The following is a 22,969-nucleotide window of genomic DNA, read 5'->3' as shown; positions in this document are numbered from 1 at the left end:
CATCCCTCGGGGGCGGGACACGGTCACTGCCATGACGTTGGGTATGGCCCCCGGGGATGCTCCTCCCGAGCCCGCCTGTCCGCCTCCGACTTCCGGCGGGGGCGTGCTCAGTCGCCGCGCGGTCCCTTCAGTCCCTTGGCCTTCAGCCCCTTCATCCCTTCCGAGCGGGCCATGAGCACGGCCAGCCGCGCGCGCTTCTCCGGGGACAGGTCCTTGGCCAGAGCCTGATACAGCTCCCGGTCCAGCGCGGCGATCTGCGCCCGGGCGTCGAAGACCTTCTGCGCCGCCGCGTCCACCTGCGACAGGGCCGCGCTGTCCCCGCGCGACGCCAGGTGGAGGATGCGCGCCGAGTCCCGCACCTGCTCGCGCAGCGGGCGGCGCCGGTCCTCGAAGCGGCGCAGCGTCTCATCCATCTTCAGGGCCTGCGCGCTGTCCAGCTCCAGCGTGTCCGCCAGCTCCAGCACCTGACGCAGCCGGTGCCGCTGCTCGGCGCGGGCCATGCGCTCGGTGTCGCGCGCTCCCGGCTCCTTCGCCATGGGCTGCGCGAACGCCATCACCGGCAGGGTGAACGCGAGCGCCCAGGTCATCCGCTTCATCGTCTTCACAGTGTCTCTCCCAGGTCGAAGTCCCCATCCAGGTCGGCGTCGTCGCCATCCCACGACAGGTCCTCGTCCAAGCCGTACCCCGAGCCTTCGTCCTCCAGCGGATCCAACCCGGCCCACGCCTCGAAGGCGGCCAGCGTCTCCGCGTCCACGTCGTCGCGCGCGCTCGCGGACTGCACGGCGGCGGGCGTCGTCACCGGACGTGGCGCCTTGATGCGCTCCAGCGCGGACGGGCCCAGCATCAGCGCCACCACCGCCGCCACCGCCGCGAGCGAGCCCAGCGCCCGGCGGCCCATCCCCCGGCGCGTCTGCTCCCGCCGCCAGGCCGTCAGGGTCCGTGCGCCCAGGCCCTCCTGCGCGCGCACCTCCATGGGCGTCTGGGGCGGCAGCGCCACCAGGCCCAGGAGTTCGCGCGCGGAGGCCACCTCCGCCTGGCAGGCCGCGCAGGACTCCAGGTGGGCCTGGAAGCGCGCGGCCTCCTCGCCCTCCAGCGCCTCCGCGGCGTGGAGGCTCGCCTGCTCCTCGTATTCCACGCACGCACCCATCACCGCGTCTCCCCGGCCACGTCGGCCTTCAAGCGTTTCACCGCGAGGTGGAACTGCACCTTCGCGTTGTTCTCCGTGATGCCCAGCGTCTCCGCGATGTCCTTGAACGGCAGTCCGCCGTCCACCCGCAGCGTCAGCACCTCGCGCTGACGGCGGGGCAGGGCGAGCACCGCCTGGCGCACCTTCTGGCCCTGCTGGGTGCGCTCCAGTGACGCGTCCGCGCCCTCGCCTGGATCCGCCGCCACGTCGTCCGTCACGGCCTCCACCAGCACCGGCCGCCAGCGAAGTCCCTGGCGCGCGTGGTTCTTGGCCAGGTTGAGCGCCACGCGCACCAGCCACGAACGGAACGGCGTGGGCGTGGTGGGCGTGAAGCGCGCGAACACGCGCCGGGACGCCTCCAGGGCCCGGAGGAACGCCTGCTGCGTCAGGTCCGCCGCGTCTTCCGCGCCCACGGTGTAGCGGCGCATCAGGGAGAAGACGAGCCCCCGGTGCCGCTCGAAGAGCTGGGCGAACGCCGTCGCGTCCCCCGCGAGGAAGGCCCCGCACAGGGCCTCATCCGAGAGAGCGCTCACGGCCCCACCGGGCCGCACCAGTCCTAGGACCCGTCCGCTCACAGGGGCTCCAACCCTCCAGGGGACGAAAGGTTATTTTCCGGCCCGCATTTCGCCTTCGCATTTCGCCTCCAAGACGTGCGGAAGACGTCCGGAACCGGGCAGGCGGGCGGGCAGCGGGCCTCAGGCGGAGGCGGTGGGGTGGTTCTGGAGGTACTTCAGCACGTCGTCCAGGTGGCGGTAGACGCGCACCTCGTGGTGGATGACGTGTTCGACGACGCCGTCCGCGCCGATGATGAAGGTGACGCGCCGGTCGATGTTGAGGACGGGCCAGAGCACGCCCCAGGCGCGGCTGATCCGCCGCTCGTCGTCTCCGAGGAGGGCGAAGTGGATGCCCTCCTGTTCGGCGAAGTCGCACTGGGTGGTGAGCGTGTCCACGGAGACGCCGACGAGCTCCGCTCCCAGGGAGCGGATCCGCTCGTGGTTGTCCCTGAACGCGCGGTTCTCGATGGTGCAACCCACGGTGAAGGCGCGCGGGAAGAAGAAGAGGACGACGCGCCGGCCTCGCAGCTCCGACAAGCGCACGGGCTGCCCGTGGCAGTCGGTGGCGGCGAAGTCGGGTGCGAGCTCTCCAACGGCAATCATTCGATGCGCGCTCCGTTCCGACGGCGGGGGCTGTCCTTCCCCTACCACGTTTTCCCCGTCATCCCATGCCGCGCCGCGCCGGGGGTCCGCTAAGGTACCCCACCGTGCCGCCTGCCTTGACGGACCCCCTCTCCCCCACCTTTCTCGATGCCCTGGCCCGAGGCCTGGGCGTGACCCGGGTCGCCCGGGTCACCGGCCTGGACCGCACCGGCGTGGAGGTCGCCTGCGCGGTGCGTCCGGGTGGACACGTGCTCCAGGTATGTAACGGCAAGGGGCTCACCTACGAGGCCGCGGCCCGGGGCGCCCTCTTCGAGACGGCGGAGTTGTGGGCGGCGGAGACGGTGCGGCCGGAGCGGCTGCGTTGGGGCTCCCAGGCGGAGCTGGAGCGGGCAGGCGACACGGTGTGGGGCGTGGAGGCGTTGGGGTCGGCGGGCGCGGTGGTGGCGCCGAGGCTCGCGGGGCCGGCGGTGCGGCTGGCGTGGTGCGAGGCGCGGACGCTGGACGGGAACGAACGGGTCTGGGTGCCGGCGCAGGGTGTGTACTGCCCACCGTCGGGCACGGTGGAGCTGGGTCCGGTGTCGGTGGCGTGGACGACGAACGGCTCCGGGGCGCATCCGGAGTCGGAGCCCGCGTTGCTGCACGCGCTGCTGGAGGCCACGGAGCGGGACCAGCTGGCGCGGGCATTGCCGGAGGGGTGGTCGGAGGAGGGCGTGGTGGGGCGCATGCTGCGGCCGGAGACTCTGGCGGATGGAGCGCCGCGCACGGCCGCGTTGGCGGAAGCGCTGCGGGCCCGGGGCTTCAAGGCCTACCTGTTCGATGTGACGCCCGCGCCCCGGACGCGGGGCAGGGTGGGGCTGCCGGTGGCGGCGGCGGTGCTCGTGGATGTGGACGAGGGGCCGGTGCCGCTCACGGCCGGCTACGCGTGCGCGATGGACCGGGACGAGGCGTTGCAGAAGGCGTTGCTGGAGGCCGCGCAGTCGCGGCTGACGGACATCCACGGAGCCCGTGAGGACGTGGCGGCGGCGGACCGTGAAGCGTCGCTGGGGTTCGCGCAGGCGCTGTCGGAGGTGCGTCCCCGTCGAGGAGCGGACGCGATGCCGGATGCATTGGACAGGCGCGCGAAGACCGCGACGGCGAAGGTGCGCACGGTGCTGTCGTTGCTGGACGGCGCGGGGTTCAAGCAGGTGGCGGGAGTGGCGCTGGACGCGCCCGTGCCCGGGCTGCACGTGTGGAAGGTCGTGGTGCCGGGCATGCAAGTGTCGGAGCTCCTGTGAAGCGGCGGCAGGGTGTGAAGGAAGCAGGGGGCGTGGTCGAGGATGCCGCGAGCGGCCCGGCGCGTGATGGTGTTCGCGTGAAGCGCCGGCCGGATGACCTGGTGGTGTTCCTGGGGCCCTCGTTGCCCGCGGCGGAGGCGCGGAAGATCGCGCCGTGCACGGTGCTGCCTCCAGCGCGGCAAGGAGACGTGTGGCGGGCGCTGTCGCTCAAGCCGCGCGCACTGGTGCTGGTGGACGGTGTCTTCGAGGCGCAGCCTTCCGTGTGGCACCACGAACTGCTCGCGGCGATGGAGGCGGGCGTGGCCGTGTTCGGCGGAGGCAGCATGGGCGCGCTGCGCGCCTCGGAGCTGTCCCAGCACGGCATGGTCGGCGTGGGCCGCATCTTCGGCTGGTATCGCGATGGCGTGGCGGTGGATGACTCGGAGGTCGCGCTGCTGCATGCGGACGCCGAGCACGACTGGCGTCCCCTCACCGTGCCCCTGGTGAACGTGCGGCACGCGGCGGAGCTGGCTCAGAAGGCGCGCGTCCTGAATCGCTCCGGAGCCCAGGCCCTGGTGGAAGCGGCAGCGGGCATCTTCTACCAGGAGCGCACCTGGACGCGGATCCGCGAGGCCGTGGAGCCCGCATGGACCCGGCCCGTCTGGGACGCCTGGTTCGCGGGCGGAGTGGAAGACCTCAAGCGGCGGGACGCATTGGAGTGCGTGCGCGCGGGCGCGGAGTTCGTGAGCCGGGCTCCGCCGACGCAACCGGGAGTGCGGCGCAATCCTTCGTCGCTGGTGCGGCGCCGGCGCCTGATGGAGGACGTGACGCGCGTGGGCTCAAGCGCCGTGGACTCCGGGCGCGTGATGGAATTGCTGCGCGGCGCGCCCGACGCGGCGGCCTGGGCGGAGGCAGGCCTGCGCCGGGCGTTGCTCGCGGGCTGGGCGCGTTCGCTGGGCCTCGCCGCGACGGAGGAGGAGATCGCCGAGGAAGAGGCTACGTGGTGGCAGGAGCGGAAGGTCCGAGCCTCGCGCCGGGACGCCTTCCTCGCCGCCAACGGCCTTGATGCGGTGGAGCTGCGCCGGCTGTGCGAAGCGCGGGCACTGGAGCGCCTGGCCTTGCGCCACGCATCGCGGCTCCTGCCTGACGGTCCGTCCTGGGACGAGGCCCTGGCTTCCGAAGCCCGCCTCGGAGGCCAGTGGGAACAGGCCGCCCGAGCGCTGGCGGAATCCGACGACGGCGAATAGCCGCCGGGGGGAAGCCCCCTCGCAATCCGAGACAGCCCCCGCCAGACGTGTTGAGACCTGTTTCATGAACCACCGGTGAACCCCAGGCGGCCTGGCGGGTTGGACGCCTGTTCAGGGGCGAACCTCCTGCTGCGTCACGAAAAAACGTGACAGCCCCGCAGGGCCAGATAGGGTCAACCCCGGAGGTTGTCCGCATTGAACACCGCTCCCTGGGTGGTTCCGCCAAGTGGGTCCGCGCCGTCATCGGCCGGGCACGCTCGCGGATTGCGGGGAATCCGACCTCTGCGGTGGGATGTGGCAGGGAAGGCGCCCTCTGCGGTCCTGGAAGGCCTTGTGGCCGTCCCCACCTGCCAGGTTGTGTCACGGCTTGAGTCAGGGACATGACCACGCCGCTCCACCCGGACCAGCTTGAAGTCGGCCACCACGTCGGACCCTGGCGGATCGTCGGGACGCTGGGAGCGGGAGGCTTTGGCCGGGTCTTCAAGGTGGAGCGGGGCGGGAATGTCTACGCGCTGAAGCTCGCGTTGCGTCCGGCGAATCAGCACGCCAGCGATGAAGAGGACGTCAACGGGCGGCTCTCGCGAGAGGTGGCGGCGCTGCTTGCGTGCGCGCCGCATCCCAACCTGCCGCGAGTGCACGCGGTGGATCGCTGGCCGGATCCACCGGACGGCTACTTCTTCCATGTCACCGACTTCGTGGACGGCGAGACGTTCCACGAGTGGCGCTGGCGGGTGAAGCCCTCCGCCGCGCACCTGTTGACCGTCTACACGGAGGTCGTGCGGGTGGTGGCGGATCTCCACCGCCGGGGCGTGCACCACCGCGACCTCAAGGCGGACAACCTGCTCATCCGCCGCCTGGATGAGCGACCCATCCTCATCGACCTGGGCACCGCGCGCATCCCGGGGGCCTCCACACTGACGGTGGGCGTGGCGCCCGCGTCGCCGCATCTGCTGCCACCGGAGTGCGTGGCCTTCCTGCGCGAAGGCTCCTGGAAGTCGGGAGCGAACTTCGACGCGGGCATCCCGGGCGACCTGTACGCGCTGGGCGCGCTGCTCTACGAGTCCCTGACGGACGGCTACGCCTTCGACCCGCGCCTGCCCTACGAGCGGTTGTTGCCCGCCATCGAGACGGTGGTGCCGCGCGCTCCGAAGGACATCAATCCCAAGGTTCCCTCCAGCCTGTCGGACATCGCGATGCGGCTGCTCTCCAAGCGCCCCGAGGATCGCTACTCGGGGACGGAGACGCTGCTGCAGGCGCTCTGGGACGCGGCCAAGGACAAGCGCCACGCGGACTGGAAGATCTCGCTGGACGTCCCGGCGGATCCGGACGCGGCCGGTCTGGACCGGGGCGTGGTGTCGCTGTCGCAGTTCCCGGGAAGCTCCACGGAGCTGGCGGCGCAAGTGCGTGAGCCAGCGCCCTCGGGACCGGTAGTACCCGCGGAGGCCGTCGAGCCGAAGCGGCGTCGTCGTTCCGGCGCGCTGCTCGGCCTGGGGGCACTGCTGCTGGGCTTCTTGATTTTCGGGCTGGCGCGAATGACGCCGGACCGTCCTCCACCTGCCGTAGCGCCTGTGTCTGAGAAAGGAAGTTCGTCCGTGACTCCATCCCAGAGTCTTCCCGATGCCGCCGTGCTCGCGGTGGCGTCCCCCCCGGATGCGGGTGCCGCCGCCGAGGTGGAACCGCCTCCGCCCGAGGCCGTGAGCGTGCCCACGAAACCCCTGCGTCCGGATGGCGGCGTCATGCGGAAGATCGCTGGAGCGGCCGTAGCGGCCTGCGTGGGCGTGTCCTGCGCGGGCGGCAGTGCCAACACCCGGAAGGACGAAAGCGAGCCATGCCCGGCGGGAGCCGAGGAGGCCATGACTGCTTTGCGGGCGGGAACCATCCCGTTCGAAGGTGTCTACCTGCAGGAGAACGAGAAACGGGAGATGGAGATTCGTGAAGGGCCGTTCCAAGCCCTCGTCCATTTTGCGTCGCGACTGCGCGGACAACTGCCGGTGGGAACGAAGATGAGGGGCCGAGCGGTGTTCAACCCGGGGAACACGCGGCTCCTCTTCACGGAGGCCACCCTACCCACGGGGCAGGTCATCCCCCTCTGCATGGAGTTCTACGACGTCGACCTCGGCCGGTGGGGTTGGGCGCAGGGGCAGGATGGCTACTCGGAGGATACCGCCACCGTGCGGCACATCCCGGTCCAGCTCTTCGGCGTGAAGGCCGTCAAGCGCCTCAACGTCTACCAAGAGCCAATGCCGTTGCCTTACTAGGAACTTCGTCTCGCCGGCGCCTACTCGGGAGGATGGGTCATCGTCGCGCGACGGGCACGCGTAACGCCCCGTGGTAGAAGGGAGGCCCTGCTGCCCCAGTTCGAGGAGCCCTCCCCACCGTGCCCTCCTGTCTGTTCGCCGTGCTTCCGGTTCTTCTCTGGTCGTCCCATGTCCTGGCGGCTTCGCCCTTCGAGAAGGAGGCGCGCGAGGGAACGCTCCGGATGGAAGTGGGGACGGAGGACACGGGAACGCGTCCCATTCGCATCGGGCCTGGGGTGAGCACGACACTGCTCTTTGATACCGATATCCAGCAGGAACAGGTGAGTCTGGAGTCGCGAGCGCAGTTCGCGCGAGTGAGCATGGGAAGCTCGGTGCTCGTACTTGTTCCATCCAATGATTTGCAGCCGGGGACGACCTTGAGTCTGTCCATTCCTTTCAAGGATGCGGGCTCGACGCTTCCCTCAAGGCTGTCATTGCGATTGGTCGTGGATTCCGGCGCCGTGGATCGCCAAGTGGAGATCTATCGGCGGGCGCGTTCCGCGGAGTCGTATCGCCAGGAGGTACTGCAACTGCGCGCGGAGCTGGAGCGCTTGCGACGGGAGCACGTTTCTCCGGCAGCGGGGACGCGTGAGCAGACGGGTTTTCGTGGGCTCTTGATGGACTCGACGGGGTTCCCCGGCGTGTCGGTTGAGCGCACGGCACGGCCATGGAGCTGCAGACGCCCGTGCTCGTTGCTCATCAATAAAAGCTCGTCGTACTTGTCAGGCAGCCGGCGCGCCGTGAAGGTGTGGGTGACGGCGGTCGACAAAAAGCCGTGGACCATTGGCCGGGCAGTGCTCGTGGACCGGCAGGGCAAGGAGTGGGAGTCCCTGCCGCCCGCCCAGCCCGGCCCCATCACGAGCGAATCCGAGGCAACGCTGATCCTGGAGTTCGACGTGAAAAGCCCGGACCTTGATGGCTATCAGTTGAAGGTCTTGGACGTGGATGGCGCCCGGACAGCGCAGTGGAGCGGCATCAGCTTTCCCTGAGCCTGAGGCTTGTCTCAGTCCAGGAACCGCCGCTCCCATTTGCGCAGGGCCTCATTGTCACGGTAGCGGCGTGAGACCTCGCGCGTCGCGAGCCAGGGTTCCAGGATGCGGGCCAGTTCCCGGTGCGCTGGTAATACGCGTCCCTCCGCGGTGTCACCCGCATCAGGTTCAATTCCCAGGGTGACGACAGCACGGTCTACCCCCAGAGCCTCCACGGAGGTCCCCGGTGTCTGGAGGCGTGCCGCCAGCACCGAGGTGCCGCCCACCGCTTCGAGCACCGGCGGTCCGAGGAAGTTCATCCAATGGACGCCCTGGACCTTGTCTCCCACGGAGTATGCGTTGTTGTGTTCATCCGGCACATCCATGCCGGGATAGCGAAGGCCGAGTTGAAACATGTGCTGCATGAGGTCTTCCATGCCCAGCCAGGCATGGAAGGACGGCCCGGCATGGCCGGAGTTGAAGGGCAGCAGTTTCGCCAGGGAAAGAGCAAGTTCTCGAAATGAACCGCTGCTCTGGGATGCGGGAAGCCAGAAGGAAACCGCGCAGGTATGCAGGCCCGGTGCGCGGCGGCTCTCCGGTGAATCCAGGTCAACGCCCCGGTAGAGGAATTGATAGTCAACGAGGCTTCCATAGCTGTCCCTCAGTTGGATGAATGGGACGGGATGCGTCAACAATTCCCGATGCGTTGATTCGAGCGCGGAGTCATCCAGTGCGCGCCATTCGCCTTCCAGGTCGGGGTACCACGTCAGTGCTTGTCGGCCGACGGCTCGGAGGTAGGTCGTCAATGCCTGGGAGATCAGGGGGGCCAGTTCCCGATGGGAACGGCGCATGTAGAAGCAGATGCTGAGCCCCGCCTTCATGATGACGGAGCCATGTCCGGCAACCACTTCGACAGAGGGCAGACGCATGGACATCAATAGACTCCCAGGATGGGTGAGACGCGGAAGGCACCGGCGCCCAAGGCCTCTTCATACATTTCACCCTGGCGGCGGCCCTGCCAGGGATGCCCCTTGGGGTACTGGCGCCATGAGCTTTCCTTGCCAATAGGGCAGGGAAACTTGAAGTCGTAGCTGGCTTCCGCGCGAAGCGGGTCGCCGGAATGGATGACCACGTCGGGGACAAGCGTTCCACGGAGCCGCCCCGCTCTCCCTGTGCGGAGCATCGCTTGCTCTTCACTGGCGGAGATTAATTCAAGTGTGCGTGTCTCCCGCTCATACCGATACCGCTGTTCCACACTGAAGCCCCCGGGCCGCTCAACGGACAGTCGTGCCTGGACGCAGCGAAGGGCCACCGTGTGCTTCTCCCGGCCCCACTGCATGGCCCGGGTGATGGGTTTGCCCTCCGCATCCGTTCCGACCTGCTCCTCGCACTGCTTTGTGGTCGGCGTCTTGCCGTCAAGGAGCCGCAGGTTCACGTCCCAGTCCGCCTGTGTCGCGCACTCCTTCATGATCTCCCGCATGCGGGCGTGTGCCGCCGCGTCCATGGCCTTCAGCGCGCCCGCCACGGACGCGCCGGCCTGCGCCGTGGCGCGGACTCGAGTGGGCATGGCCGCGCAGTACGCGGGGTTGGTCCGGCACGCATTCGTGCCCGAATCTATCGTCTGCTGATACTCCCGCCTTGCCTGTCCGCTGCCTGTGGACTGGCACCCGCAGAGCAGCAACCAGCCCAGCAGGGCCGCCGTGTGACGCATCCGCATGGCCTCCGAGCGTGCCAGAATCCCGGCATCCCCGCGCCCATTCCGAGGAGTGGACGGCTCCATGGCCTTGCTCAATCCAGGAACCTCCGCTCCCATCTGCGTAGGGCATCATTGTCACGGTAGCGGCGTGAGACCTCGCGCGTCGCGAGCCAGGGTTCCAGGATGCGGACCAACTCCCGGTGAGCTGGAAGCACGCGTCCCTCCGAGGTGTCACCCGCGTCGGGTTCAGATCCCAAGGTGACCACGGCACGGTCTTCCCCCAGGGCCTGCACGGAGGTCTCAGGTGTCTGGAGGCGTGCCGCCAGCGCGGAGGTGCCTCCCAGCGCTTCGAGCACCGGCGGCCCAAGGAAGTTCATCCAGTGGACGCCCTGGACCTTGTCTCCCACGGAGTAGGCGTTGTTGTGTTCATCCGGCACATCCATGCCGGGGTAGCGGAGACCGAGTTGAAACATGTGCTGCATGAGGTCTTCCATGCCCAGCCAGGCATGGAAGGACGGCCCGGCATGGCCGGAGTTGAAGGGCAGCAGTTCCGCCAGGGAAAGAGCAAGTTCTCGAAATGAACCGCTGCTCTGGGATGCAGGAAGCCAGAAGGAAACCGCGCAGGTATGCAGGCCCGGTTCGCGGCGGCTCTCTGGTGAATCCAGGTCAACGCCCTGGTAAAGGAATTGATAGGCACCAAGGCCTTCGGCCCCATCCGTCAGCAGGATATGGGACGCACGCTGCTCTCGAAGCTGCTCCTGGACGTATTCCAGCGCGGAACTCTTGCGCTCCTGCCAATAACCTTCATCGTCAGGGTGAGACGTCAATGCATGCGGCCCGACAGCACGAAAATAGGCGGCGGCGGCTGCCTCGACCATTGATGCAACATCCTGATAGGGACGACGCATGTAGAAACAGATGCTGAGCCCTTCCTTGATGACAAGGGAACCCGTCTCAGCGACGTGTCGAATGGATGGAATGTTGCTGGTCATCAGTAGACCCCCAAGATAGGGGAGACACGAAACACCATGGTTCGAAGTGCCTCAGCGTAGAGCCGCCCCTGGTCAAGGAGTTCGTATGGGTGCCCTTGGGGATAAGGGCGCCAATCCGTCCGTCCACCGATAGGACAGGGAAATTTGAAGTCGAACACCGCTTCGGCTCGAAGTGGATCTCCAGAATGGATGACGACATCCGGGACCAGCGTGCCGCGGAGTTGTCCTGTGCGTCCTGCACGGAGCATCGCTTGCTCCTCCGCGGATGTGATCAGCTCCAAGGCCCTGGATGTGCGGTCATACCGATACCGCTGCTCTACGCTGAAACCGCCGGGCCTTTCGACAGCAAGGCGTTTCTGAACGCAGCGAAGGGCCACCGCATGCTTCTCCTGCCCCCACTGCATGGCCCGGGTAATGGGCTTGCCTGATGCATCCGTTCCAACCTGCTCCTGGCACTGCTTCGCCGTCGGTGTCTTGCCGTCAAGGAGCCGCAGGTTCACGTCCCAGTCCGCCTCGTTCGCGCACTCCTTCAAGAGTTCCCGCAGGCGGGCGAGTGCCGCCGCGTCCATGGCCTTCAGCGCGCCCGCCACGGACGCGCCGGCCTGCGCCGTGGCGCGGACTCGGGTGGGCATGGCCGCGCAGTACGCGGGGTTGGTCCGGCACGCGTTCGTGCCCGAATCTATCGTCTGCTGATACTCCCGCCTTGCCTGTCCGCCGCCTGCGGACTGGCACCCGCAGAGCAGCAACCAGCCCAGCAGGGCCGCCGTGTGACGCATCCGCATGCCTCCGAGCGTGCCAGAATCCCGGCACCCCCGCGCCACATGCCGGGTAGGGTGCGGCTCCACACGATGACCACCGACTTCACGCCCGAATCCCTGCGCTGCGTCCGCGCCGATGCGCGCGAGCCCGAGGGCTACCGGGCCGCTCTCGGCGACACCCGCGCCTCCCTGCTCCACACCGACCCTCCCTATTGCCTGCTCACCCGGCGCCGCAAGGGCGGGGACCTGCGCGACCCTCGCGCGAACAAGAAGATCGATCGCAACCCCATCGTCCGCTTCGAGTCCGTGCGCGACTACCGCGTCTTCTCCGAGGCCTGGCTCACCCGCGCCACCGCGCACCTCACCCCCGACGCGCCCCTCATCATCTGGACCAACCTCCTGGGCAAGGAGCCCATCCTCACCGCCGCGAAGGGCCTGGGCTACACCCACCTGCGCGGCGAATACGTCTGGGGCAAGCGCACCACCGACAAGAACGCCAACGAGCAGATCCTCCGCGTCTACGAGGTCGCCCTCGTCATCGCCCGCACGCCCGCGCCGCCGCTCGCCCCCGGAGACGCCCCCACCGTGTGGGCCGTCGTCGGCGGCTACGACGATGACGCCGAGGCCGCGCACTGGGGCGGCCACCCCCACCACAAGCCCTTCTCCGTGCTGGAGCCCCTGGTCCGCACCTGGAGCCGCCCCGGCGACACCGTGCTGGATCCCTTCGCGGGCAGCGGCTCCATGCCCTCCGCCGCCCTGCGCCTGGGCCGCCGCCCCGCCTGCATGGAGGTCGAACCCGAGTGGGCCGAGCGCGTCACCCAGCGCCTTCGCGACACCGCCCGTCAGCTCGCCAGCGCCCGGTAGAAGCGCGTCTCGCTCCACGTGGGCACGTCCGTGGGGCGGTGCCCCCACCAGTTCATCACCAGCGTGCGCCGCTCGCGCGAAGGGCCCGGCAGCTTGCCGTCCGGCACCTGGTTCTCCGCGTCCAGCACCCCGTGCGTCAGCGTCCCGTCGAACACCACCAGCCGGTTGGGCCGCGGCGCCACCAGCGTCAAATCCTCCAGCCGCTCCGGCGCGAGCGACGGGTTGTCCTCGCACGGCATCTCCCGCGTCACCGCCAGCGCGCCGCCCCGCACCCGGTTGAGGAACAACACCGACGAGCGCACCGGGTGCACCAGCTTCCCCGTGGCCAATGCCAGCCGCTCATCCCGGTCCTGGTGGAAGTCCACCCGCACGTCCGTGGCCCGCATCCGCGACAGCCACCACTCCACCCCGGCGATCTTCCAGCCCTTCGTCACCCGGGGCCGCAGCGTGTGGATGACCTCCTCCACCACGTTCTCTGGCGGCCCGAAGGCGTACCAGAACGTCGTCTGGTACGTGTGGCGCAGGCGCTCCCCCTTGAGCGCTCCCACGCGGCGGGAGAGCCGCTGGAAGAGGGGAGGGGGCAGGGCGGGCTCGGTCAGCTGGACGAGGGATTCCACGATGGATCCGCAGCTTTCCCCTGAACGCGAGGTGGGCGCCACCTCCTTTCACCGGTAGGCTTCGCCCCCTCATGAAGCCCCATCAGAAGATGCTCCTCGGCATTTCCGCCGGCGCGGTGGCCGGGCTCGCGTGCAATGCCGTGTTCGGGAGCGCGGACTGGCTCACCTGGACCGTCGAGCATCTCACCAACCCCCTGGGGCAGATCTTCATCCGCCTGCTCCTGATGCTCGTCGTGCCGCTCCTGTTCGCCGCGCTCGTCGTGGGCGTGGCGGAGCTGGACCTGAAGCAGGTGGGCCGCCTGGGCGCCCGCACGCTCGGCTACACCGTCGTCTTCTCCGTCATCTCCGTGGCCATCGGCCTGCTCCTCGTCAACACGCTCCGGCCCGGTGACGGCTTGAGCGACGAGGCCCGCGCCCTGGCCCGCACGGGCACGGCCATCAAGGCCGCGCCGCCTCCCGGGGACACCTCCGCGGGCGCGCTCTTCCTGTCCATGGTGCCCACCAACCCGGTGAAGGCCGCGGCGGACGGGGACATGATTGGCCTCATCGTCTTCTCGCTCATCTTCGGCCTGGGCCTGGCGCTCACGCCGGGCGAGCCCGCGCAGCGCCTCAAGGACGTCATCCAGGGGCTCTACGACGTGATGATGAAGCTCATCGACGGCGTGCTCCAGCTGGCCCCGGTGGGCGTGGGCGCGCTGCTGTTCTCCATGACGGCGCGGCTGGGCTTCCACATCCTGGGACAGCTGGCGTCGTACGTGGGCGTGGTGCTGCTGGCCTTGAGCATCCACATGTTCGTCATGTACTCGCTGTCCGTGCGCTTCCTGGGCGGACGCAACCCGGTGGAGTTCTTCCGCTCCTGCCGCCTGGCCATCGTCACCGCCTTCTCCACGTCCTCCTCCAGCGCCACGCTGCCCACGGCCCTGAAGGTCGCGGAGGAGAACCTCAAGCTGCCGCGCAACGTGTCGCGCTTCGTGCTCACCGCCGGCTCCGCGATGAACCAGAACGGCACCGCGCTCTTCGAGGGCGTCACCGTCCTCTTCCTCGCGCAGGTGTATGGCGTTCCGCTGGGCCTCACGCAGCAGGCGACCATCATGTTCATCTGCGTGCTGGCGGGCATTGGCACCGCGGGCGTGCCGGCCGGGTCCATCCCCGTCATCGCGATGATCCTGGGCATGTTCAACATCCCGGTGGAGGGGCTGGGCCTCATCCTCGGTGTGGACCGCTTCCTGGACATGTGCCGCACCGTGCTCAACGTCACCGGAGACCTGGCGGCCGCCGTGTACGTGTCGCGCGGCGAGCCCCCCGACCGGCCGGTCGGCGAGGAGGCGGCACAGTCCCCCGTGGCCTGACGCAGCGTCACCCCGGTTCCACCTTTGACCGAAGTCCCATCCGCCGTCTCCCGAGAGCCAAGGAGCATCCGCCGCATGAAAGTCGCCAACGGTCGCGTCGTCGCACTCGATTACCGCCTCCACCTGGGAGACGGGCAGATCATCGACCAGAGCGCTCCGAATCAGCCGCTCGCCTATCTGCACGGGCACAAGCAGATCGTCCCCGGACTGGAGGGCGCGCTGGAGGGCCTGTCCACGGGAGAGAGCAAGCAGGTGGTGGTGACCCCGGAGCAGGGCTACGGCGTCCACAAGCCGGAGGGCGTGCGCAGCGTCCCCCGCACCATGCTGCCGGGCACCTACCTGCCCCAGGTGGGCGGGACGCTGATGGCCCAGACGGAGGACGGCGACGTCCCCCTGCGCATCATCGCCGTGAACCCGGACTCCGTGATGGTGGACCTGAACCACCCGCTCGCCGGCAAGACGCTCCACTTCGACGTCACCGTGCGCGAAGTGCGTGACGCGACGCAGGAAGAGCTGGCCCACGGCCACGTGCACGGCCCGGGCGGCGCGCACGGGTAGTGCCTTTTGCACCCGTGGGGCACGGAGCGTTTCGTGCCCCCGGGGGGCGTGCACTATCTTGCGCCCCCCATGGTTCCTCCCGTTCCGAACCCCAGCCAGCTCCGAGTCCCCGCGCCCGACCCCGGCGCCGTTCCTGACAGGCCCGGTGCCTCCGCGGCCATGGACCCGGAGCTGTACTGGCGGGAGCACGTCTACCAGGGCGGCGCGCGGCAGCTCACCGTGCGCGCCGTCATCGCGGGCATGCTCATTGGCGCGGTGATGTGTCTGTCCAACCTCTACGTCGTCCTCAAGACGGGCTGGAGCCTGGGCGTCACCATCACCGCGTGCATCCTGGCCTTCGCGGTGTTCGGCACGCTGCGCTCGCTGAAGCTCTTGAGCAACGAGTTCACCGACCTGGAGAACAACGCCATGGGCTCCGTGGCGTCCGCCGCGGGCTACATGACGGGCGGCGGCAACATGGCCGCGGTGCCCGCGCTGCTGATGCTCACCGGCACGCTGCCGTCCTCCGGCTGGCTGATGCTGTGGTTCGCCGTCATCTCCGCGCTGGGCGTCTTCGCCGCCATCCCCATCAAGCGCCAGCTCATCAACATCGAAGCGCTGCCATTCCCCACGGGCACCGCCACCGCGGAGACCATCCGCGCGCTGCACGGCCATGGGGAGACGGCGCGGAACAAGGCGCGGCTGTTGGGCCTCGCGGGGCTGGTGGGCGCGTTCCTGGTGCTGGTGCGCGACGCGCGCTTCACCTGGCTCAAGAACCTGCCGGAGAAGGCGAGCCTGCCGTTCACCATCCTGGGCCGCGAGGCGGGCAAGTGGTCCCTGTCCTTCGACTTCAGCCTGCTGCTCATTGGCGCGGGCGCGCTGGTGAACTTCCGCACCGGCTGGTCCATGCTCCTGGGCGCCATCCTCAACTACGGCTTCCTGGCGCCGGCCATGTTCACCCAGGGCGTCATCCCGGAGGTGACGTACAAGGCCATCAACGGCTGGTCGCTGTGGACGGGCGCCGCGGTGCTGGTGTCCTCGGGCCTCCTGTCCTTCGCCTTCCAGTGGAAGAGCGTGGTGCGCTCCTTCGCGGCGCTGGGCTCGCTGGTGGGCAAGAAGCCCCAGGAGGGCGCGGGCGCGGATCCGCTGGCGGACATCGAGTGCCCGCCGGCCTGGTTCCCCCTGGGCTTCGCGCTGCTGGGCCCCGTGGCCGTCTTCCTCATGGCGTGGCTGTTCCAGATTCCCTGGTGGGCGGGCGTGCTCGCGCTGCCCCTGGCGGTGGTGATGGGCGTCGTCGCGTCGCGCGTGACGGGTGAGACGGACACCACGCCCACCAAGGCGCTGGGCCCCGTCACGCAGCTCATCTTCGGCGGCCTGGCGCCGGGCAACATCCCCGCCAACGTGATGAGCGCCAACGCCACGGGCGGCGTGGGGCTGCACTCGGCGGACCTGCTCACGGACCTCAAGTCCGGGTGGCTGTTGGGTGCCTCGCCGCGTCAGCAGTTCTTCGCGCAGCTGTTCGGCGTGGCCGCGGGCGCGGTGGTGGTGGTGCCCATCTTCAACCTGCTGGTGCCCACCGCGGACGTGCTGGGCTCCGAGCAGTTCCCCGCGCCGGCCTCCATGGTGTGGGCCGGCGTGTCGAAGATGCTCGCCTCCGGCATGTCCGCGCTGCACCCCACCGCGCGCATGGGCGCCCTGGTTGGCGCGCTGCTGGGCGTCGTGCTGGTGCTGCTGGAGCGCTGGGCCCATCCGAAGGTGAAGGCCTTCATCCCCACCGCGTCCGGCCTGGGGCTGGCCATGGTCATCCCCGGCTCCAGCTCCATCAGCCTCTTCGTGGGCGCGGCGCTGGCGGCGCTGCTCAAGCGCCTGAAGCCGAAGCTCGCGGAGGACACGGTGCTGCCCGTCTCCTCCGGCTTCATCGCGGGCGAAAGCCTCTTGGGCATCGCCATCGCGATGTTGAAGGCCTTCGGCTTCATGGCGAAGTAGGGGGGCCGTCAGTCCACCTTGCTGGTGGCGATGGACACGCCCGCGACGAAGCGGAAGGTGGGCGTGTCGAACCCCGCGCCCACGCCCGGGCCGCCCATCACGTACAGGTCCATGCGGGACAGCGCGTGGCGGCGGATGGCGATGAGCAGCTCCGCCCCCCAGCGGCCCCCGTCCAGCGGGACGCCGGTGATGACGCTGACCTCGCCGCGCGTCGTCTCGCCGTGCAGCGACGTCACCGTGGCGCCCAGGCGCAGCTCATTGCCCGCGATGTCGTGCGGATCATAGGACACGGGGCCCAGGTCCTGGCGCTTGCGCAGGAAGACGCCGGCCTCGCCGCCCAGCTGGAAGCCCTCGCCCACGTAGCCCAGCTGCAGACGCGGCTGCCACGCGTAGTCCTCGTGCGCCTGCGCCTCGCGGCTGCCCACCGGCAGTCCCGCGGTCAGCCCCACCGCCAGGTTGAAGGGGGCGCCCTTCGTCTGACGCAGGAGGGCCGCCCGGGCCGTCAGCCACGGCGTGGCGAGCCCCCCCGTCTTCGGCCCGAAGTACTCCAGCGTGGGCTTGCCCCCTTGCGTCAGGACGAAGGGCAGCTCACCGCCCACGTCCAGCCAGGACAGCACGCCGACCCCCACCGTCAGGTGGGCGGTCATCTTGTTCTCCACCAGGCCCGTGCCCGCGCCAGGCTCCCAGCGCGTCTGGAAGTGCATGGGCAGCTGTTCGTAGTGGTAGTTCAACGCCACACGCAGCTGCCCGGGCGCCAGCGTCCGCCCCGTCCCCACCACCAGCGAACCCAGCGCCGACGGATCCAGGCGGAGCCGTTGCAGGTCGAACATGGGCAGTGGTTGCTTGGGGCCGCTCTCCAGGGCGTGGGCGGAGAAGGGGAGGGACAGCAGGGCAGCGGCGAGGACCGAGGCCGGACGGAACACGTGACGACTCCCGAGGCGGAGGGACGCGAACACTAGCCAGAGTCCCCCGGCCCGAAAATCATGCACGAGGTGGAGCCGATTGTGTTTTCCCCCACCAAAAGCCTGACAACTCAGGCCGTCCCGGCCGCCAGGTCCTGCAATTCCTGCCATCGCGTATAGAGCCGATCCACTTCCTGGGTGGTGGCCTCCAGCGCCTGGTTCACCTCCGCCACCTTGGAGCCGTTGCTGTAGACGGCGGGGTCGGCCAGCTGGGCCTCCAGCTCCGCCTTGCGCTTCTCCGCGGCCTCGATGGTGGCCTCCATGCCGTCCAGCTCGCGCTGGTCCTTGTAGGAGAGCTTCCCGGGCTTCTTCGCCGCGGGCTTCGCGGCGGGCTCCTCGCGGGCCTCGTCCTTCTTCGGCTCGTCCTTCTTGAGCGCGGCGGCCTTGAGGGCGGCGGCCTGCGACTGCTCGCGCAGCCGCTTGTACATGTCGTAGTTGCCCTCGTAGCGGGTGACCTTGCCCTGGCCGTCGAAGGAGAGGATGGCGGTGGCCACCTTGTCGAGGAAGTACCGGTCGTGCGTCACCAGCAGGGTGCTGCCCGCGAAGTCCAGGAGCAGCCGCTCCAGGATGTTGAGGGTGACGATGTCCAGGTCGTTGGTGGGCTCGTCCAGCACCAGCACGTTGGCGCCTTCCAAGAAGAGCCGCGCCAGGAGCAGCCGGTTGCGCTCGCCGCCGGACAGCGCGCCCACCTTCATGCGCTGCATGGGCACCGGGAAGAGCAGGTCCTCCAGGTAGTCGCGCAGGGCCACCTTCCGGTCCGCCAGCTCCACGTGGTCCTCGCCGTTGGAGGCCGCGTCGTACACCGTCTGCTCCGGGTCCAGCTGGGCGCGCTGCTGATCGTAGTAGGCGACCTTCGTGTTCTTCCCGATGACGAGCTTGCCGCTGTCCGCGGGAATCTCTCCCAGCAGCACGCGCAGGAAGGTCGTCTTGCCCACGCCGTTGGGCCCCAGGAAGCCCACGCGCTCGCCGCGCTGGAGCCGGAAGTCCACGCCGTCCAGCACCTTGCGGTCCCCGAAGGACTTCTTCAGCCCTTCCGCTTCAATCACGGTGTGGCCCAGCCGTGGCGCCGCCACCACCTTCAAGTCCGCCACCTTGGGGCGCTGGAAGCCCTTCTCCGCCAGCAGCTTCTGCGCCCGCTCGATGCGCGCCTTGCTCTTGGTGCGCCGCGCCTCCGGGCCCTTGCGCAGCCACGCCACCTCCTGCGCAATCCAGCGCCCGCGCTTGTGCTCCGCGACCTCCGCGTTCTCCTGGGCCACGAGCTTCTGCTCCACGTAGGCCGCGTAGTTGCCGGGGTAGGAGATGAGGCCGCCGCCGGGCTGGATTTCGACGATGCGGTCGACGAGGTCGTCCAGGAAGTAGCGGTCGTGCGTGACGAGCAGCAGCGCCCCGGGCAGCTTGTCCAGCTCGTCCTCCAGCCAGTCCACGGTGTCCGCGTCCAGGTGGTTGGTGGGCTCGTCCAGCAGCAGCAGGTCCGGACGCGTGAGCAGCGCCCGGGCAATGGCCACGCGCTTGCGCAGGCCGCCGGACAGCTGCGCCACCGGCCGGTCCCAGTCCTTCACGCCCAGCCGGTCCAACAGCGTCTTCGCGTGGTGCTCCGTGTCCCAGCCGCCCGCCTGATCAATGCGGTCGCTCAGCGCGGACAGCTGCTCCAGCATCTTCGGGGTGGCGTTCGCGGGGTCCGCCTCCAGCCGGCGCGACAGCTCCGTGTGCGCGTCCAGCGCGTCCTTCAGCGGCGCCTGGGACACGGCCAGCTCGCTCTGCACGGTGGCGCCTTCGGGGAACTCCGGCTCCTGGGGCAGGTAGGTGACGCGCGCGCCCCGGCGCAGCTGCAGCTCCCCCAGGTCCGCCTTCGCCGCGCCGGCCAATATCTTCATCAGCGACGACTTGCCGGAGCCGTTGACGCCCACCAGGCCCACGCGCTCGCCCTCCTCGATGGTGAAGGTGAGGCCCTCGAAGACGGTGCGGCTGCCGAAGGCGAGCTGGACGTTGGCGGCGCGAAGCAGCGTCACGGGATGGAACCTTTCGAAAGGGGGAGAGGGGAAAAGCGAAAGGGCGCCCCCCCACCTGAAGCGGGGAGCGCCCTTCCTACAGCCAGTGCGGCGTGGGCACCCGGACTACTTGCGGGCAGCCTGCTCCGCGGCCTGCTTCTCCTTGTACTGCGCCATCAGGGCCTCCGCCTCGTTGCGGGGGACCGGCAGGTACTTGGCGAACTCCATCGTGAACTCGCCCTTGCCCTGGGTCGCGGAGCGCAGGTCGGTGGAGTAGCCGAACATCGTGTTCAGCGGCACTTCCGCCACGGCCGTGACGTAGCCCTCGGCCGTGCCCGTCTCCAGGATGGTGCCGCGGCGCTGGTTCAGCTGGCCGACGACGGAACCCTGGAAGTCTTCCGGAGCCGTGACCTCCACCTTCATGATCGGCTCGAGGATGACCGGCTTGGCGGCGGCGTAGCCCTCGCGGAAGCCCATGATGGCGGCCGTCTTGAACGCCATTTCGGACGAGTCCACCGCGTGGAACGCGCCGTCGTTGATGACCACGCGCAGGCCCACCACGGGGAAGCCGATGAGGCTGCCCTTCTTCACGGCCTCCTGGAAGCCCTTGTCGCACGCGGGGATGAACTCGCGCGGGATGGAGCCACCGACGATGTCGTCCACGAACTCGTACTGCTGCACCGCGTCCGCGGGCAGGGGCTCCACGTAGCCGCACACGCGCGCGAACTGACCCGAACCACCGGTCTGCTTCTTGTGCGTGTACGCGAACTCGCCCTTCTGGGAGATGGTCTCGCGGTACGCCACCTGCGGCTTACCGGCGACCACCTCGCAGTTGTACTCGCGCTTCATGCGCTCGATGTAGATCTCCAGGTGGAGCTCGCCCATGCCGCTGATGATGGTCTGCGCGGACTCTTCGTCACGGCGCACGCGGAAGGTGGGGTCTTCCTTGTGGAAGCGGTTGAGCGCCTTGGAGAAGTTCGCCAGCGTGTCGCGGTTCTTCGGCGTCACCGCCAGCGAAATCACGGCGTCCGGCACGAACATGGACGTCATCGTGTACTGCACGGTGCCGTCGGTGAACGTGTCGCCGGAGGCGCACTCGATGCCGAACAGCGCGACGATGTCGCCGGCCGTGGCCTCGTTGACGTCGTGCATTTCCGACGAGTGCATGCGGACGATGCGCGGAACCTTGACCTTCTTCTGGTTCACCTGGTTGATGATGAAGTCACCCTTGCTCACCTTGCCCTGGTAGATGCGCATGTAGGTGAGCTGGCCGTAGCGGCCGTCTTCCAGCTTGAACGCCAGACCGACGAAGGGCTTGGTCGGGTCCGACTCCAGGATGACCTTGGCCTCGTTGTTCTTCTGGTCGAGCGCCTCGTTGGTCGCTTCCTTGGGGTTGGGCAGGTAGCTGCACACCGCGTTGAGCAGCAGCTGCACGCCCTTGTTCTTGTACGCGGAGCCGCACATCACCGGCGTCATCTTCAGCGCGATGGTGGCGCGGCGCACGGCGACGCGCAGCTGCTCCTCGGTGATGGAGGCCGGGTCCATGAGGAAGGCCTCGCCCAGCTCGTCGTCGACGTTGGCGATGCCCTCGATCATCTCGTCACGGCGCAGCTTGGCCTCGTCCAGCATGTCCGCCGGGATGGCCTCCTCGCGAATGTGCTCGCCGTTCTCGCCGTCGAAGTAGAACGCCTTCATCGAGAGCAGGTCGATGAGGCCCTGGAAGCGGTCCTCCGCGCCGATGGGGTACTGGAGCTTCACCGCGTGGTGGCCCAGCTTCTCCTTCAGCTGCGCGGCGACGCGATCGTAGTTCGCGCCAGAGCGGTCCATCTTGTTGATGAACGCGATGCGCGGAACCTTGTAGCGCTTCATCTGGCGGTCCACCGTGATGGACTGCGACTGCACGCCCGACACGGAGCAGAGCACCAGGATGGCGCCATCGAGCACGCGGAGCGCACGCTCCACCTCGATGGTGAAGTCCACGTGTCCGGGCGTGTCGATCAGGTTGATGTTGTACTCGCCCCACATCGCGTACGTGGCGGCGGACTGGATCGTGATGCCCTTCTCACGCTCCAGGTCCATCGAGTCCATGACCGCGCCCACGCCGTCCTTGCCGCGGACCTCGTGGATCTCGTGGATCTTGCCCGTGTAGAACAGGATGCGCTCGGACAGCGTCGTCTTGCCCGAGTCGATGTGGGCGGAGATACCGATGTTACGAATCTTCTCGATGGGTACGTTGGAGGCCACGATCCGGTCCTTCTTCGATTGAAAAAATTGCCTGAGGGAACAGAGCAGGCGGGGCCCTTACTTCCCACAGGACCCAGTTACCAGACAAATCCGCATGACGTTGGGCGTACATCCGCCTACGTTGCGCCGCCCTGTTCCGACTGAGGTCTCATAACAATGAGCGCGAGCGAAAACTTCTCCCTGGCCCGAGCCTGGCTCAAGGCCTTCAACGCCCACGACGTCACCGCCCTGGTTTCGCTCTACGCGGAGGATGCAACACACACCTCGCCCAAGATTCGCGTCCTGCACCCGGAGACGGGCGGGCGCCTGGTGGGCCGGCCGGCCCTGGAGCGGTGGTGGAGGGACGCCATCGCCCGGCTGCCGGGCCTGCGCTACGAGGAGACGGCCCTCACGGCGGACGGGGACCGGGTGTTCATGGAGTACCTGCGCCATGCCCCCAACGAGGCCCCCCTGCCGGTGGCGGAGGTGCTGGAGGTGAAGGGCGGGCGCATCGTCGCGTCACGCGTCTACCACGGCTAAGGTGCCCACCCATGGCGACCCCCAATTTCGACCGGGACTTCGGATACCTGCTGCCCTTCATGGACAAGGTGGCGGCGGCCGCGGCGGATCTGCCGGACGCCTCCGCCCGCGAGGAGCTGGTGCGGCTGGTGGCGGAGGAGAAGGTCCGCTGGGAGCGCATCCGCTCGCTGCTCCAGGGCGCTCCGGGGCAGCGGGGCGGCTCCAAGCCGGCGCCGGCTCCGTCCAGGGCCCCGGCGCCCGCCGCCGCGCCCCCGCTGGCCCGGGTGTCCTCGGACGGGGTGAGCCGGGTGGCCCCCCGCGAGTCGGGCCTCACGGTGGGCAGCCTCAAGGACTCGCGCTAGCGAGTCCC

General features: G+C 68.9%; 22 protein-coding genes. 10 read left to right on the top strand and 12 right to left on the bottom strand.

What is annotated here, in order from left to right:
* Positions 1-107: 107 nt before the first annotated feature.
* The 4 genes from D7X96_RS17180 to D7X96_RS17165 form a co-directional block, all read right to left on the bottom strand.
* Positions 108-596, bottom strand: coding sequence for a hypothetical protein (locus tag D7X96_RS17180; RefSeq protein ID WP_121723718.1), 489 nt, complete (start codon positions 594-596; stop codon positions 108-110).
* A gap of 5 nt (positions 597-601) precedes the next feature.
* Positions 602-1,147, bottom strand: a complete 546-nt coding sequence (locus D7X96_RS17175) for a zf-HC2 domain-containing protein (protein WP_120548839.1) — start codon at positions 1,145-1,147, stop codon at positions 602-604.
* Positions 1,147-1,719 (bottom strand): RNA polymerase sigma factor, encoded by a 573-nt coding sequence (locus D7X96_RS17170; RefSeq protein WP_121770225.1) that lies wholly within the window; start codon positions 1,717-1,719, stop codon positions 1,147-1,149. The genes D7X96_RS17175 and D7X96_RS17170 overlap by 1 nt, the downstream gene beginning before the upstream one ends.
* Positions 1,720-1,881: 162 nt before the next feature.
* The gene (locus D7X96_RS17165) at positions 1,882-2,343 is read right to left on the bottom strand and encodes a peroxiredoxin (RefSeq protein WP_121770220.1); all 462 of its coding nucleotides are present in this window, start codon (positions 2,341-2,343) and stop codon (positions 1,882-1,884) included.
* A 104-nt stretch (positions 2,344-2,447) separates the two neighbouring features.
* Between D7X96_RS17165 and D7X96_RS17160 the strand changes: the two genes are divergently transcribed.
* The 4 genes from D7X96_RS17160 to D7X96_RS17145 all read left to right on the top strand — a co-directional run bounded on the left by D7X96_RS17160 (position 2,448) and on the right by D7X96_RS17145 (position 8,129).
* Positions 2,448-3,617, top strand: a complete 1,170-nt coding sequence (locus tag D7X96_RS17160; protein WP_244219618.1) for a YcaO-like family protein — start codon at positions 2,448-2,450, stop codon at positions 3,615-3,617.
* Positions 3,618-3,694: 77 nt separating this feature from the next.
* Complete coding sequence (locus D7X96_RS17155; RefSeq protein ID WP_120548861.1) at positions 3,695-4,843, top strand: TfuA-like protein; 1,149 nt, start codon at positions 3,695-3,697, stop codon at positions 4,841-4,843.
* 380 nt (positions 4,844-5,223) lie between these two features.
* Entirely contained in the window at positions 5,224-7,101 is a 1,878-nt protein-coding gene (locus D7X96_RS17150) for a serine/threonine protein kinase (protein WP_120548842.1), read from the top strand.
* Between the two features lie 119 nt (positions 7,102-7,220).
* A complete protein-coding gene (locus D7X96_RS17145; protein ID WP_121770218.1) occupies positions 7,221-8,129 on the top strand; it encodes a DUF2381 family protein in 909 nt (302 codons plus the stop codon).
* A gap of 14 nt (positions 8,130-8,143) precedes the next feature.
* Here the strand turns inward: D7X96_RS17145 and D7X96_RS17140 are convergent, their stop codons facing one another.
* The 4 genes from D7X96_RS17140 to D7X96_RS17125 all read right to left on the bottom strand — a co-directional run bounded on the left by D7X96_RS17140 (position 8,144) and on the right by D7X96_RS17125 (position 11,572).
* Positions 8,144-9,043 (bottom strand): type VI immunity family protein, encoded by a 900-nt coding sequence (locus tag D7X96_RS17140; RefSeq protein WP_121770217.1) that lies wholly within the window; start codon positions 9,041-9,043, stop codon positions 8,144-8,146.
* Complete coding sequence (locus tag D7X96_RS17135; protein WP_147468330.1) at positions 9,043-9,819, bottom strand: hypothetical protein; 777 nt, start codon at positions 9,817-9,819, stop codon at positions 9,043-9,045. Before D7X96_RS17135 ends, D7X96_RS17140 begins: the two co-directional genes overlap by 1 nt.
* Before the next feature lie 77 nt (positions 9,820-9,896).
* On the bottom strand, positions 9,897-10,796 hold the full coding sequence (locus D7X96_RS17130) for a type VI immunity family protein (protein WP_121770215.1): 900 nt from the start codon (positions 10,794-10,796) through the stop codon (positions 9,897-9,899).
* Complete coding sequence (locus tag D7X96_RS17125) at positions 10,796-11,572, bottom strand: hypothetical protein (RefSeq protein WP_147468329.1); 777 nt, start codon at positions 11,570-11,572, stop codon at positions 10,796-10,798. The genes D7X96_RS17130 and D7X96_RS17125 overlap by 1 nt, the downstream gene beginning before the upstream one ends.
* A gap of 72 nt (positions 11,573-11,644) precedes the next feature.
* Between D7X96_RS17125 and D7X96_RS17120 the strand changes: the two genes are divergently transcribed.
* The gene (locus D7X96_RS17120) at positions 11,645-12,418 is read left to right on the top strand and encodes a DNA-methyltransferase (RefSeq protein ID WP_120548862.1); all 774 of its coding nucleotides are present in this window, start codon (positions 11,645-11,647) and stop codon (positions 12,416-12,418) included.
* On the opposite strand, the gene D7X96_RS17115 is transcribed toward D7X96_RS17120, so the two are convergent.
* Positions 12,397-13,035, bottom strand: coding sequence for a 2OG-Fe(II) oxygenase (locus D7X96_RS17115; protein WP_120548863.1), 639 nt, complete (start codon positions 13,033-13,035; stop codon positions 12,397-12,399). The genes D7X96_RS17120 and D7X96_RS17115 overlap by 22 nt on opposite strands.
* A gap of 71 nt (positions 13,036-13,106) precedes the next feature.
* Between D7X96_RS17115 and D7X96_RS17110 the strand changes: the two genes are divergently transcribed.
* From D7X96_RS17110 to D7X96_RS17100, 3 genes are all read left to right on the top strand, one after another.
* Positions 13,107-14,384: a dicarboxylate/amino acid:cation symporter gene (locus tag D7X96_RS17110; RefSeq protein WP_120548848.1), complete on the top strand. Its 1,278-nt coding sequence runs from the start codon at positions 13,107-13,109 to the stop codon at positions 14,382-14,384.
* Between the two features lie 75 nt (positions 14,385-14,459).
* Complete coding sequence (locus D7X96_RS17105) at positions 14,460-14,942, top strand: FKBP-type peptidyl-prolyl cis-trans isomerase (RefSeq protein ID WP_120548849.1); 483 nt, start codon at positions 14,460-14,462, stop codon at positions 14,940-14,942.
* Positions 14,943-15,011: 69 nt separating this feature from the next.
* The gene (locus D7X96_RS17100; protein WP_121770214.1) at positions 15,012-16,907 is read left to right on the top strand and encodes an OPT family oligopeptide transporter; all 1,896 of its coding nucleotides are present in this window, start codon (positions 15,012-15,014) and stop codon (positions 16,905-16,907) included.
* Between the two features lie 8 nt (positions 16,908-16,915).
* Here D7X96_RS17100 and D7X96_RS17095 read toward each other — a convergent pair whose 3' ends face one another.
* The 3 genes from D7X96_RS17095 to fusA all read right to left on the bottom strand — a co-directional run bounded on the left by D7X96_RS17095 (position 16,916) and on the right by fusA (position 22,101).
* The gene (locus D7X96_RS17095) at positions 16,916-17,830 is read right to left on the bottom strand and encodes a flagellar motor protein MotB (protein ID WP_120548851.1); all 915 of its coding nucleotides are present in this window, start codon (positions 17,828-17,830) and stop codon (positions 16,916-16,918) included.
* 110 nt (positions 17,831-17,940) lie between these two features.
* On the bottom strand, positions 17,941-19,878 hold the full coding sequence (locus D7X96_RS17090) for an ABC-F family ATP-binding cassette domain-containing protein (protein WP_120548852.1): 1,938 nt from the start codon (positions 19,876-19,878) through the stop codon (positions 17,941-17,943).
* A gap of 105 nt (positions 19,879-19,983) precedes the next feature.
* Entirely contained in the window at positions 19,984-22,101 is a 2,118-nt protein-coding gene (gene fusA / locus D7X96_RS17085) for an elongation factor G (protein WP_121770213.1), read from the bottom strand.
* A gap of 156 nt (positions 22,102-22,257) precedes the next feature.
* Between fusA and D7X96_RS17080 the strand changes: the two genes are divergently transcribed.
* Both D7X96_RS17080 and encD read left to right on the top strand, forming a co-directional pair.
* On the top strand, positions 22,258-22,620 hold the full coding sequence (locus D7X96_RS17080) for a nuclear transport factor 2 family protein (protein WP_120548854.1): 363 nt from the start codon (positions 22,258-22,260) through the stop codon (positions 22,618-22,620).
* Between the two features lie 11 nt (positions 22,621-22,631).
* Positions 22,632-22,961, top strand: a complete 330-nt coding sequence (encD, locus tag D7X96_RS17075; RefSeq protein WP_121724430.1) for an encapsulin nanocompartment cargo ferric reductase EncD — start codon at positions 22,632-22,634, stop codon at positions 22,959-22,961.
* Positions 22,962-22,969: the final 8 nt, after the last annotated feature.

Origin of the sequence: Corallococcus interemptor (assembly GCF_003668875.1) — a bacterium.
GTDB lineage: Bacteria > Myxococcota > Myxococcia > Myxococcales > Myxococcaceae > Corallococcus > Corallococcus interemptor.
The sequence above is the reverse complement of the archived record's forward strand: the minus strand, read 5'-3'. Positions and strand labels throughout refer to the sequence as shown.